13 protein-coding genes and 1 tRNA gene are annotated in these 12354 nt (G+C 33.3%); 7 read left to right on the top strand and 7 right to left on the bottom strand.

The genetic code is table 11. The features are described 5' to 3' along the window. Nucleotides 1-26: 26 nt before the first annotated feature. From MQX03_RS00345 to MQX03_RS00330, 4 genes are all read right to left on the bottom strand, one after another. On the bottom strand, nt 27-638 hold the full coding sequence (locus MQX03_RS00345; protein ID WP_242800477.1) for a YceI family protein: 612 nt from the start codon (nt 636-638) through the stop codon (nt 27-29). Nucleotides 639-716: 78 nt separating this feature from the next. Then, a complete protein-coding gene (locus MQX03_RS00340; protein WP_242800475.1) occupies nt 717-1283 on the bottom strand; it encodes a YceI family protein in 567 nt (188 codons plus the stop codon). Between the two features lie 143 nt (nt 1284-1426). Beyond that, a complete protein-coding gene (locus MQX03_RS00335; protein ID WP_242800473.1) occupies nt 1427-2482 on the bottom strand; it encodes a glucokinase in 1056 nt (351 codons plus the stop codon). A 113-nt stretch (nt 2483-2595) separates the two neighbouring features. Continuing rightward, complete coding sequence (locus tag MQX03_RS00330) at nt 2596-3159, bottom strand: hypothetical protein (protein WP_129536573.1); 564 nt, start codon at nt 3157-3159, stop codon at nt 2596-2598. Nucleotides 3160-3398: 239 nt separating this feature from the next. Between MQX03_RS00330 and MQX03_RS00325 the strand changes: the two genes are divergently transcribed. The 5 genes from MQX03_RS00325 (at nt 3399) to MQX03_RS00305 (ending at nt 8675) form a co-directional block, all read left to right on the top strand. Continuing rightward, on the top strand, nt 3399-4772 hold the full coding sequence (locus MQX03_RS00325) for a DUF1800 domain-containing protein (RefSeq protein ID WP_242800471.1): 1374 nt from the start codon (nt 3399-3401) through the stop codon (nt 4770-4772). Nucleotides 4773-4816: 44 nt separating this feature from the next. After that, nucleotides 4817-6007 carry a DUF1501 domain-containing protein gene (locus MQX03_RS00320; RefSeq protein ID WP_242800469.1) on the top strand — a complete coding sequence of 397 codons (1191 nt, stop codon included), beginning with the start codon at nt 4817-4819 and terminating at the stop codon, nt 6005-6007. Nucleotides 6008-6130: 123 nt separating this feature from the next. After that, nucleotides 6131-6811, top strand: a complete 681-nt coding sequence (locus tag MQX03_RS00315) for a hypothetical protein (RefSeq protein ID WP_242800467.1) — start codon at nt 6131-6133, stop codon at nt 6809-6811. Nucleotides 6812-6888: 77 nt separating this feature from the next. Then, nucleotides 6889-7914: a sensor histidine kinase gene (locus MQX03_RS00310; RefSeq protein WP_242800466.1), complete on the top strand. Its 1026-nt coding sequence runs from the start codon at nt 6889-6891 to the stop codon at nt 7912-7914. Beyond that, nucleotides 7911-8675 (top strand): LytR/AlgR family response regulator transcription factor, encoded by a 765-nt coding sequence (locus tag MQX03_RS00305; RefSeq protein ID WP_242800464.1) that lies wholly within the window; start codon nt 7911-7913, stop codon nt 8673-8675. The genes MQX03_RS00310 and MQX03_RS00305 overlap by 4 nt, the downstream gene beginning before the upstream one ends. Nucleotides 8676-8704: 29 nt before the next feature. On the opposite strand, the gene MQX03_RS20415 is transcribed toward MQX03_RS00305, so the two are convergent. The 3 genes from MQX03_RS20415 to MQX03_RS00295 form a co-directional block, all read right to left on the bottom strand. Beyond that, entirely contained in the window at nt 8705-8836 is a 132-nt protein-coding gene (locus tag MQX03_RS20415; RefSeq protein WP_262510687.1) for a hypothetical protein, read from the bottom strand. 60 nt (nt 8837-8896) lie between these two features. Then, on the bottom strand, nt 8897-9919 hold the full coding sequence (locus MQX03_RS00300; protein WP_242800462.1) for a helix-turn-helix transcriptional regulator: 1023 nt from the start codon (nt 9917-9919) through the stop codon (nt 8897-8899). A 207-nt stretch (nt 9920-10126) separates the two neighbouring features. Next, on the bottom strand, nt 10127-10459 hold the full coding sequence (locus MQX03_RS00295; RefSeq protein ID WP_242800460.1) for a HopJ type III effector protein: 333 nt from the start codon (nt 10457-10459) through the stop codon (nt 10127-10129). An 885-nt stretch (nt 10460-11344) separates the two neighbouring features. On the opposite strand from MQX03_RS00295, the gene MQX03_RS20570 reads away from it, so the two are divergent. Together MQX03_RS20570 and MQX03_RS00285 are read left to right on the top strand one after the other, a co-directional pair. Further along, nucleotides 11345-12145 carry an RtcB family protein gene (locus MQX03_RS20570; protein ID WP_394801724.1) on the top strand — a complete coding sequence of 267 codons (801 nt, stop codon included), beginning with the start codon at nt 11345-11347 and terminating at the stop codon, nt 12143-12145. Nucleotides 12146-12167: 22 nt separating this feature from the next. Further along, nucleotides 12168-12275: transfer RNA gene (locus MQX03_RS00285), tRNA-OTHER, on the top strand. The last annotated feature ends 79 nt before the right edge of the window (nt 12276-12354 follow it).

Genomic DNA, 12354 nt, shown 5'->3' with positions numbered 1-12354 from the left:
CATAATGATTTATGAAAATTTTAACCTTACAAAGGTCTTTCGTTATCCAATTTTTGAGTAGAAACTTTAAACTGAATATCCATCTCGTCTTTTATGAAATAATCTTTCAAAGAATTCTGATAGAAAATTCTGAAGTCTTTTCTGTTTAATGAGAATACTGAAGACTCAATCTCTACCGTAAATTGCGTAATATGAGCGTTTGCAGGGAACGAAATTGTCTTTCTGATTCCTTTGATAGTAATATCTCCTACGATGGTAGAATTGTACTCGCTGTTAGCCAAAGGAATAATTTTTTTCAAATGGAATTTTGCCGTCGGGAATTTTTTAACTTCGAAGAAATTGGTTCCTTTCAATTCGTTAGATAATTTCACCTGATCGTCACCAGAAAGATCAGCTACCACCAAACTTCTCATATCGATTACAAATTCACCATCAACAAAAACCGTTTTATCAAAATTAAATTTTCCGCTTTTCAGTTTCAAACTTCCGTAATGAGAAGATGCTTTGGTTTTCACAACCTTGTGTCCCCACCATTTGATCTCAGAAGTGATCACTTTAGAAATTTTATCTCCCTTTTTTTGAGCAAATACAAATGATATGCTCGCACACATCATAACAAACAATAATAATCTTTTCATTCTTTTTTATTTACAATTCAACAAAAATAAAAAAAAGTGTAGAACTTCTACACTTTTAATAATATTTTTTTGATTAAATTATTTCGCAGTCACTTTTACAAGCATATCGATATCATCTTTCACAAAAACATCTTTCATTGAAGATTTGTAAGCAACATCAAATTTTTGTCTGTCGAAAGAGAATTTATTTGACTCTAAACTTACCACTCCGTTTGCATAAGAAACTTTTGCAGGGAAAGAAACAGGGTTTGTTTTTCCTTTTACCGTAAGATTTCCTGTAACCACTTTGTTGTAAACTTTATCGCTGTTTTTCTTTACAGAAGTGATTTTGAAACTTGCTGAAGGGAATTTCTCAACCTCGAAGAAATCTCCGTTTTTCAAGTGACCATTCAGTTTTCCTTGGTATTCTCCTGAAAGATCTGTAGCGTTGATAGAATTCATATCTAAAACGAAATCACCTCCCACAAGCTCATTCCCTTTCATGATCATGTTTCCGGATTTTACTTTTACCGTTCCGTCATGAGAACTAGATTCAGTTTTCGCAACTTTATAACCCCACCAGTGAACATCAGATGTTACTACTTTTTTTGATTGCCCGAAAGCCAAACCACTAGCCAAAACTGCTAATAAAAATATTTTTTTCATGAATAAAAATTGTTTAATTATTTATTGGTGCAAATGTAAATATCTTAATTGGTAGTTTTTGTTGATGTACATCAATTTTAAAAAATATTTCTATGACTAAAATCATCCATAAAAAAACTCCGAATTTCTTCGGAGCTGTATTTTTATTCTTTATAGTAAGCGGCGTAAAGCGCAGCACCATCAATGCTCGTGCTGTCTGGATTGATCAGATAAATCGGAATGTTCTTCAACATATCTTCCATTTTATCACTTATTTTAAATTTCTCGTAAAATTTATCTTTATCAATATATTGTCTGATAATTTGCGGAATATCTCCGGCAATCAATAAACCTCCTGTTGCCTTTAACTTCAAAGTTAAGTTATTGGCTTCTCTAGCCAGAAATTCTAAGAAGGTATCTAATGCGATTTTACAAATCAGTACATCTTCCTCAACTGCTGCTTTGAAAATTTCTTCTGTAAAATTTCCGTTGGCGTTCGTCAGTTTTTCAGAAAGCCATTCCGGTTCCGGATGTCTTTTTACGTCTCTTAAGAATCTGTAGATATTAAATAAACCTGTTTTAGACAATACGTTTTCCCAACTTACAATTCCGTAAATATTATTTAGGAACTGATAAAATTCTACCTCAACATTTGTTCTTGGAGAAAATTCTGAGTGACCGCCTTCTGTAGCGAAAGGTCTTAGGTATTTTCCGTCAAAGAAATATCCTGCCTCACCCAATCCGTTTCCTGGCGCTAAGATGGCAACATTTCCTTTTTCCAGATGACCGCTGCTGTAGATTGCATCAAGATCACTGTCTTGTAAAAGTGCAATACCGTAAGCCGAAGCTTCCTGATCATTCAGCATAGTAACTTCTTCAAAACCGAATGCATTTTTATATTCTTCAACATCAAAGCTCCAGCCTAATCTTGCAGGATTACTTTTTCCGTTCAAAACAGGTCCCGGAACTGAGATTCCCAAACGTTTTACGTTCTCTAACTGCTCTTCCTGAATAAACTGGGTAAGAATTTCAGAAAATGCAGTATATTCTTTTGTGGGATAATTTTTTTGAGTTTTAGTTTCAATTCCACCATTACTAGAGACATAATAAGCGATCGTAGTAACATCTTCACGTAGGTTTACACCAATGATCGAAACATTATCATTACTGCTGTTTTTTACTCCCGGTAAAAAAAGTGGAAATTTTGGATTTAAGTTCATAATCGCTAATTTTATCAAATATAATAATTGTTTTGGTAATCTGTGCTAGGTAAAACAAAACCTTTTCAAAAAATCGAAAAGGCTTGGTTAATAATTGATTATATAGGTTTTAATTATTTTCCTAAAGGAATGTTGTAAGAAAATCCGGCTCCGATGCTTCCCACATTATAGTCTTGATTAGCGATATCACCGTTACTTCCCGAAAATACTTTCTGATATTGAAGGAAGAAATTCCAGTCTCTGTTGTGATATCCGATCTCTGGTTTTAGATAAAAACCTCCGTCTGGTCGGTCTGCTGTAGAGTTTGAAGCAACTTTGTCGTCACCTACTAAAAACCCATAACCAAGGTCAGCTCCGAAATAGAAACCAGTCTGCTTAGGGTAAATTCTGAATAGCGCCGCTACCGGAACTACACCTACATCATTGTTGTCATATCCGTTGTTATTTTTTGCAAAATAATGAGTATACCCTGTTGCAATACCTAACCCAAATCCCGGAGTAATTAGATTTTGATATGCTACATCTACACCTACCGCTGCAGAAAGGTTGTCTGAAGGAACCGCAATACCTGCCGTTGCTCCCACTTTAATCATATTATTCATACTTGCACTCTGTGCACTTAACAAACCTGCTGTTAAAATCCCTGCTCCTAATATTGTTTTCTTAATCATTTTCATAACACTGATTTTTAAATTTTACTGAAATGAGACAAGGAAAAATCATGCCAAAACAATTCACACATCTTAAAAGTAAATCTTAAAAATTTCACAAAATAATGAAAATCAATTGATTAAATTTTATTTTAATTAAATAGTTGTTTAACTTTACATGAAGGCAAGCAATAAATGATCATTAATAATTGTTTATACACTTTAACCTCCGCATCTTTTATTCATCAAAAAATAAAATCAGGATTATGGTTGCTTCATTTATTAATAACAAACATCTTCTATGGCGCGCTGGTTTCGGACCCGGAATAAACGAGATAGATGACCTGAAAAATAAAAATATCAAAACGATTCTGAAGGAAATTTTCAATGAAAAGATCTTCTCTCCCATTGTCTATGAAACTCCCGACATAGAACCCATTGAATATAATGATCCTAAAGCCACTGCTCAGCAGAAAAGGGAAATTCAGAAAATCAATCAAAAGCAGAATAATGAGCTTAATTTAAATTTTTTGAAAAAAATGACTACTAGCAATGAACAGCTGAGAGAAAAAATGGCTTTTTTCTGGCACGGACATTTTGCAACGAGAATTAACAATCCAAAATTCAATCAACAGCTCTTGAATGTAATTCGGGAGAAGTCCTTAGGTAATTTTAAAGATTTATTATTTGAAGTCAGCCGTTCTCCATCAATGCTAAGCTTTTTGAATAATCAACAGAATAAGAAAGATCATCCCAACGAAAATTTCGCCCGCGAGGTCATGGAACTTTTCACAATGGGAAGAGGAAATTATACTGAAACAGATATTCGTGAAGCGGCAAGGGCTTTTACAGGATGGGGTTATGATAAAGAAGGTAATTTTAACGAAAGAAAGAAACTTCACGACACGGGCACAAAAACCTTTCTTGGAAAAACAGGTAATTTCACAGGAGATGATGTTTTAAATATTATTTTGGAACAAAAAGCAACCGCCGAATTCATCACAACAAAGATTTACACCTTTTTCGTAAATGAAAAACCTGATTTAAAAATCATTAAAAACCTCAGCGAAAATTTTTATGAATCAGGATATGACATCAAAAAACTAATGACCGAGATCTTTTCAAGTTCATGGTTTTACGATAAAAAAAATATCGGTAACCGAATAAAATCGCCAACAGAACTTCTTGCAGGAACGATGAGAATGCTGCCAATGGAAATTCAAAATCCTGAAAACATTATTGTTTATCAAAAGCTTTTGGGACAAATGCTGCTCTATCCACCCAATGTTGCAGGCTGGCCAAACGGAAAATCCTGGATTGACAGCTCGACTTTGATGCTGCGACTTCAGATTCCGCAAATATGGTCGGGATTGAGGTCGATGGAATATTCTGCAAAAGAAGACGATGACATGGATATGGGCATGAAATCAAGAGAAGCTCTAAATAAAAGTTTTAAAAATCCGAATATAACAATCGATTGGAGCAAGGTTGACAAAGCTTTAAATCAGAAAAAAGCAGAAGACTATCTGATCGTCAACTCAGAATCTCTGGATATGAATACTGTTAAACAATTTTCAGATCAGAGCATCAAAATGAATGTCATCAATCTGATGTCAACCCCTGAATATCAGTTGATGTGAGAAGTTAGAGAAATTAGTTTTTATTAAATCTAAGCAAAGAAATTATGATCATCAAAAGAAGAGACTTTTTAAAGATAAGTTCATTGGCAACAGCTTCATTGTTTATTCCGAATTTTCTACAGTCGATGACTTTAGACAATGCCTTAAATCCGAATCAGAAAATACTGATCGTCCTGCAGTTCACAGGTGGAAATGATGGTTTAAATACGATTATCCCAACAAAAAATGATATTTATTTTAAAGAAAGAAAAAATATTGCCATCAATGATTCTTTAGCTTTAAATGATGAAACAGGAATCAATCTGGCTTTGTCTTATTTTAAAGAATTATTTGACAGCGGCGAACTTTCCCTGATGAATAATGTAGGCTACCCAAACCCTGATAAATCACATTTCAGAAGCATGGATATTTGGCATTCTGCCAGTAAAAGCGATGAGTTTCTGGAAACAGGATGGCTCGGAAGATTTTTGGATGAAGAATGCTACAAATGCGAACATCCTACTCAGGCATTGGAAGTTGATGATATGCTGAGTTTGGCTTTAAAAGGTGAAAACAATAAAGCATTTGCCTTTAAAGATCCAAAAAAACTGTATCAGACAAGTCAGGAGAAATATTTCAAATCATTGTATGAAAACGATCACCACCACGATGACGAAACGGTATCTTACTTATATAAAACTTTAGGTTCAACCATCAACAATGCCGACTATATTTTCGAAAAAAGTAAAGCAAAAAAAAACACTCAGGAATATCCGAATTCTAAACTAGGTAAAGACTTTAAAACCGTCGCTTCATTAATTAAATCAGACATTAATACGCAGGTTTATTACCTTTCAATAGGAAGTTTTGATACGCACGTCAATCAGAATGAAAGACAGCAAAAATTGTTTGGAGAAATCAACGAGGCAGTAAAATCTTTCGTTGCTGATATGAAAGCCAACGGATTGTTTAATAATATTTTACTCATGACTTTTTCAGAATTTGGTCGTCGTGTTTCACAAAATGCAAGCAAAGGAACCGACCACGGAACAGCCAACCAAATGTTTTTTATCAGCGGCGGTTTAAAAAAGAAAGGAATTCTAAACGCCTTGCCAGATTTACAAAATCTGAAAGAAGGAGATTTAATTTACACTGAAGATTTCAGAAAAGTCTATGCAACGGTTCTTAAAAATTGGTTGAATGCAGACTCTTCGAAAGTTTTAGGCTGGAAAAATGGGGTGTATGATTTTATTTAATCAAACTAAAAATTCACTCATCTTATAATATCCTTAAATCATAACCATATTTCCTTAGTTCAAAAAAGAGTTCTTGATTCCAATTTGTACTCATGATACTTTTGCGTCATAAAATCAATAATTATGACAGAAAAACGTATCAACAAAGAGCTTATATTTTTAAGAGCTTTCGCCTTTTCCATGGCAATTGCAATCTTCTTTTTAGTCAATTCAGCTTTCAAAAGCAATGGAAATCAAAAGTTTTCAGAAATCGATGTGGAAAGAATTAATATAGTAGAAAAAGATGGCACCGTTAAAATGGTAATTACCAATGTAGATCGCTTTCCAAACGGAAAAACCAAAATCAACGGTGTTTATACCAACGAGAAGCGTAAAAAACGTTCCGGAATGCTATTCTTTAATGAAGAAGGTTTGGAATGTGGCGGTTTCATCTATGACGGTAAAAAAAATGCAGATGGTCATTCTTCAGGACTTTCATTCACACATGATCAATACGATGGCGACCAAATCATGCAGTTGCTATCGGAAGATTATCAAAAGGGCAATGAAAGGTTTGTGGGAAGCAGTCTCACATTCAACGATCGTCCTAAAAATGAATCTCAGAGAACTAAAAATTTTGGACAAGGAACACCACGAATTATGCTCGGAAAATCTCGCGGACAAAGAGATGGTTTGTTTCTTTTTGATGCAAAAGGATTGCCTAAAGCAATGTTTTATGTAGACAAAGAAAACAAAGCAAAGCTCGATTTTTATGATGATAAAGGAAATATTACCGCTTCATTTCCCGAAAACTCATCAAAATAAATCTTAAACACATATTCAATTATAAACTTTATTAATAGTTCTGTATTTTTATAGAACTATTTTGTTGTCACACAATCATGAAGAAAATTTTAAACGAAATACAGCAAAACAAATATTTTTTACTCTTTATTTTTCTTTTTTCTTATGTGCAAACCATAGAAATCCGTTTTCAGACAGAAAGAGAGATCAACTGGTACACTTTCACACCGGAAGCTCCTGTGTTGTATTTTGTAAATGCCGGTATTCTCTTTCTGATTATGCGTTTTCTGATGATCTATTGGCAAAAATCGGACAATTTCAATTTTAAAGAAATTTTTAAAATCTTTGGAACTTCCCTTCTTTTATATTTGTTTGTACTTAATATTTTTAAACTTATTATAGCTTTTATTTTTGATACTTTTGAAAGGAACTTTAATTCGCAAACATTTCTTAATAATGCTATTTCAGATTTTTTGAATGCTTTTATTTACGGAAGTTTTTTTCTTGCTTTTTATTACTACCGAAAAAATCAGAAAAACCAGCAACAGATTGCAAATTTTAATGAAATGCTTTCCGAGACCAAAATCAATCAGCTTAAAAATCAACTCAACCCGCATTTTCTATTTAATAATCTGAATATTCTCGATCAGCTTATTGAAGAAGATAAAGCCAAGGCATCAGATTTCCTCAATGAGTTTGCAGATATTTACCGCTATGTTTTGCAGGTTTCGGATAGAAAATTGGTAGAAATTGATAAAGAATTGGCTTTTGTTAAAAAATATTTCAAACTGATTCAGCATAAATACGGAAAATCTTATCAATTAAAGATAGAGAGCCATCAATATCAAGGTTTTATTGTTCCGCTAAGTCTTCAGTTATTATTAGAAAATGCAATACAACATAATCTCGGGACAGAAACAAAACCCATTTTTATCACCATCAGAATTGATGAAAATCTTACCGTTTCAAATAATATTGTTCAAAAGATAAATACAAAATTCCCATCAGGAAAAGCTTTAAAAAACCTCACCGAACAGTATTTTTTACTAATTGAAAGTCAGATAAAAATTAAAAATATCGATAATCAATTTTCCGTAACATTACCTATAATTCCAGAAGCATGATAAAAATAGTCATTATTGAAGATGAAATTCCGGCAAGAAAAAAACTCATCAGATTCATTAATGAGTTAAAAGAAACTACCGAAATCCTAGCAGAAATCGATAATGTGGAGCAAGCTGTCGAGTTTTTTAAAACAGAAAAATCTATTGATCTTATTATTTCCGATATTGAATTGTTAGACGGAAATGCTTTTGAAATTTATGATCAAGTTAAAATTTCCTGTCCGATTATTTTCACGACTGCTTATGACCAATTTTGGATGAATGCTTTTGAAACAAATGGAATTGAATATCTTCTAAAACCATTTACTTTAGAGCGTTTTCAAAAAGCCTGGAATAAATTTTTAGTATTAAATAAATCTCATGATTCCGACAAAATTTTATTTAAAATCAGCCAGATTCAAAAAGAAATTCAGCCTAAAAGTTTCAAAGAGCGGTTCAGCGTGATCAGTAATAAAGGAATTTATTTTTTAGAAACTGAAAATATCACATTTTTTAAAGCAGAAGAAGGAGTTATTTTTGCGTTTGATGATTCCGGTAAAAAACATTTGCTCAATCAGACCGTTCTTAAAGAAATAGAATTTCAGCTCAATCCTAACGAATTTTTTAAAATTAATCGTAGCGAGCTGGTCAATAAAAAGAGTATTATAAAACTTGAACGCTATTCGAAAAATGCTTTAGCGTTAGAAATTAAAGGTTGGGAAAATCCACTTATCACAAGCCAAAGTCAGACAGCAGATTTCAGAGAATGGATTGAAAAATAAAAACCTCCCAATTAGGAAGGCTTATAATTTTAATGTGGTGAAGGAATCTGTCTATTCGGATCCTTCACTTCTCCTTTCTTTTCTGTAAATTTCTTGATAACATATTCAATAACAATGGGAACTACCATTGCAAGTACCGCTTTTAATATTCTTGATTTCATAATAAATTTATTTTCAAAAACAATTACAAGTTTCAAGCCAATTTTTATAACAAAACTAAATTATAATTCTTCATTCCCCGTTTCATTACCCTGATAATTTAAATGTGCCGCTTTAATACTTTTGGCAATTCTCTGTTTCAGTTTTCTTGGACCTAAAACAGTTAAAAACTCTCCCATTCCTAAAATCATTCGTTCTAATTCAAAATTGAGCTGAACACAAATTTTAAAAGTCGTTCCGTTTTCATCTTCCTTGATAATTTCCTGAGAATGATGAAAAGGTTTGGTTTTTACGTATGGAGCATGTTGTGAATTGACAAAAAAGATAACATTTTGCGGTCTTTGCGTCTCAGAAACCGTTGCTCCGATGACTTCACCAAAATAACGATCTGCATCAAAATCCTTGTCAATGTATTCTGTAGTTTCATCGATCTCAATTTCCTCCATCCTGTCTAAAGCGAGATTGTAAATCGCTTTTTTATGCCAACAAATCAAAAACCATCGGTTGTTGTACTCCTTTAATAATTGAGGATGAACGGTGATAATATTCGATTCTCTCGCTTTGAAACTTTTATAGCAAATCTTTAAAACCTTTTTATTTAAAACACTTTCATACAAAACATCAATATGCTCCAAACCTTTCAGTTGCTCATTTTTATCCAAATGAATAATCGATTTCTGATTGGTCGAATGAATAGAATCTTCCAACTTCTGGATAACACCATTCATTTCCTTAAACATGGAAAAATCTTTAAACTGCTTTAAAATCTGAATGGCATTATTCATCGCTTTAAGGTCGTTTTCATTGACGGAAATTTGATGAATACTATACTCCGGATCGCTGTAACGGTAATATCTTCTCTCATAAACCTCAATCGGAGCTTCATACCCGAATTTTTCACTCCGCATATTCTGCAAATCCAATTGTACTGTACGTTTGCTTACAAAAGACTCTTTGCCTTCAAATTCAAACAACGCTTCGGAACATTCATCGATTAAATCTTCCAAAGTGTATTTTTTATACTTATTCTTCAGACATTTATCTAAAGTTTTGTAGCGGATGAGAGCGTTTTTGTTGGATGACATAGTTAAAGGTTAAGATTTAAGGTTGAGTAAAGACTAAAGCATGTAAATTCCCCTCCTCTGGAGGGGTGGCGAAAATTCATAGAATTTTTGACGGGGTGGTTAAAAAAAAAGAAACAACCACTTTGTCATTCCGCAGGAATCTAAGCAATTAATTATAAAAAATTATTGAGATTCCTCCGGAATGACAAACTAGATGTACAAAAAAAATTACTTCCTCTTCAAAGCCTTCCCTTCAAATGAAATCCCATCCCAGCCATATTCAATAAAATTTCTGATATTCTGGTGATCTGTACCCTCAGGATTTTTCAAAACATCTTCCCGGTAAAACTCTCCGAAAAGGTTTAAAGTATCTTCTTTTGGCAAATCATTCAGCTTTGCAAAACTGAAAACCTTACAAGATCCGTTATTTTGATCTGCCTCGTTCACGATATTTCCGTTGCTAAATTTTGTCGGAGTAAAATCATAATGTTCGTCAATAAATGCAATGACATCTTTAAACTGTATTTCTTCCGCTGATTTTTCTAATTGTTCGAATAACATATTTTTTATTTTTAAATAAAATTGAAAAGACTTACAAATTTCTTTTAACACATTAGAATCTTTGAGTTATCATCTTTGAAAACATAAAGAACACATTAGAAAAAATCAAAGATTTTTTAAAAACTTAAGTACTCTATTTATTTGTTAAGCATTAAACTAAAAAAACTAAAGTGTTCTAATGTGTTCTAATGTGTTAAAAAATTTTAGTTAAATTAATTTTCTCAAAAATAATCAAAATAATTTCATCTACGCAAAATTATTGCGCATTAAGGTAATTACTTTGCATCAACAAAATAACAAACAATGGAATTTAACGGAAACAACTTAATAGAATTAGGATACAGACCATCAAAATGGTTTAAAGATGCCATCGAATATATCAACGAAAATAATTTAGATGAAAATCAAATCACAGCATATTTGGAACAATTCAAACAGCCGGACTTGATTCCGCTTCATGAAACTCCAAAAGATTTTATCATCAACATCAAAGCTGAACACGAAAGTGAAAATGATAATGTGGAAAAAGTAATCAACACCATGAAAGTTCTGATGAAAACTCCGACTTTGGTTGCAGGTGCGATCATGCCCGATGCCTGTCCGACAGGTCCTGAAGGTCAGATTCCGGTTGGTGGAGTTGTTGTGGCGAAAAATGCGATTCACCCTGGATTTCATAGCGCAGATATCTGTTGTTCAGTGATGTTGACAGATTTTGGAAAAGCTGATCTTAAAGAAGTTTTGGATGCAGCCCATTCAATTACACATTTCGGACCCGGAGGAAGACCGAGAGGTGAGCAAATGGAAATGTCTCAGAAATTAATGGATGCTTTCAGAGAAAATTACTTTTTGAATGATGAAAAATTAATCAGCATTGCCCGTTCTCATATGGGAACTCAGGGAGATGGAAATCATTTCTTGTTCGTTGGAATTTCTAAAAATACAGGAAATACCATATTGGTAACTCACCACGGATCAAGAGCTCCGGGAGCCGCTTTATATGATAAAGGGATGAAAGTCGCGAATAGATTCAGATTGGAAATTTCACCTGAAACTTTGAAAGAAAATGCCTGGATTCCGTATGAAACAGAAGAAGGAAAATCATATTGGGAAGCGTTACAATTGATAAGAACATGGACGAAAGAAAATCATACTTCAATTCACGATGCCGTTTTAAACAAAATGAACATCGAAAAAGAAAACAGATATTGGAACGAGCATAATTTCGTTTTCAAGGACGGAGATTTATTTTATCATGCAAAAGGTGCGACTCCTCTTGACGATAAATTTATGCCAGATATTACAGGACCAAGATTGATTCCGTTGAATATGTCAGAACCTGTTTTGATCGTTCAGGGGAAAACCAATGAGAGAAACTTAGGTTTTGCACCTCACGGAGCCGGAAGAAATTTCAGCAGAACGCAACATAAAAAATCATTGGCTCATAAAACCATTGAAGAAGTTTTTGCAGAAGAAACGCAAGGATTAGATATCCGTTTCTTCTCCAATGAAATTGATATTTCCGAGCTTCCGACCGCTTATAAAAGTGCAAAAAACGTAAGAGCCCAAATTGAAGAATACGGTTTATGCGAAGTGTTGGATGAAGTGATACCTTACGGATGTATCATGGCTGGAGATGTGCAGAAAAATGCGCCGTGGAAGAAAAAGAAGAAGTTTAGAAAAGCATAAATAAAAACTTTTTATAAAGGTGGGAACAGTAGCTCAGATGGTAGAGCAACAGTAATACTTTTCGCTTATGGCAAATAAAGTTCCTATGAATCAAGTTTGTTGGTCGCAGGTTCGAGCCCTGCCTGTTCCTCAAAATATTGAAAATGTTTATATTCAACGATTAATCATTTTCATTTATTAAAAAATTAAGGCAAAGAAAGTTCCTATTG

Source organism: Chryseobacterium aahli, from assembly GCF_022699665.1.
Lineage (GTDB): Bacteria > Bacteroidota > Bacteroidia > Flavobacteriales > Weeksellaceae > Chryseobacterium > Chryseobacterium aahli.
Note: the sequence above shows the minus strand (reverse complement) of the source record. Positions and strands in the feature narration are given on the sequence as shown.

Coding starts and splice junctions, on each gene's coding strand:
- MQX03_RS00345 (WP_242800477.1), bottom strand. CDS start 638: ATGAAAAGATTATTATTGTTTGTTATGATGTGTGCGAGCATATCATTT.
- MQX03_RS00340 (WP_242800475.1), bottom strand. CDS start 1,283: ATGAAAAAAATATTTTTATTAGCAGTTTTGGCTAGTGGTTTGGCTTTC.
- MQX03_RS00335 (WP_242800473.1), bottom strand. CDS start 2,482: ATGAACTTAAATCCAAAATTTCCACTTTTTTTACCGGGAGTAAAAAAC.
- MQX03_RS00330 (WP_129536573.1), bottom strand. CDS start 3,159: ATGAAAATGATTAAGAAAACAATATTAGGAGCAGGGATTTTAACAGCA.
- MQX03_RS00325 (WP_242800471.1), top strand. CDS start 3,399: ATGGTTGCTTCATTTATTAATAACAAACATCTTCTATGGCGCGCTGGT.
- MQX03_RS00320 (WP_242800469.1), top strand. CDS start 4,817: ATGATCATCAAAAGAAGAGACTTTTTAAAGATAAGTTCATTGGCAACA.
- MQX03_RS00315 (WP_242800467.1), top strand. CDS start 6,131: ATGACAGAAAAACGTATCAACAAAGAGCTTATATTTTTAAGAGCTTTC.
- MQX03_RS00310 (WP_242800466.1), top strand. CDS start 6,889: ATGAAGAAAATTTTAAACGAAATACAGCAAAACAAATATTTTTTACTC.
- MQX03_RS00305 (WP_242800464.1), top strand. CDS start 7,911: ATGATAAAAATAGTCATTATTGAAGATGAAATTCCGGCAAGAAAAAAA.
- MQX03_RS20415 (WP_262510687.1), bottom strand. CDS start 8,836: ATGAAATCAAGAATATTAAAAGCGGTACTTGCAATGGTAGTTCCCATT.
- MQX03_RS00300 (WP_242800462.1), bottom strand. CDS start 9,919: ATGTCATCCAACAAAAACGCTCTCATCCGCTACAAAACTTTAGATAAA.
- MQX03_RS00295 (WP_242800460.1), bottom strand. CDS start 10,459: ATGTTATTCGAACAATTAGAAAAATCAGCGGAAGAAATACAGTTTAAA.
- MQX03_RS20570 (WP_394801724.1), top strand. CDS start 11,345: ATGGGAACTCAGGGAGATGGAAATCATTTCTTGTTCGTTGGAATTTCT.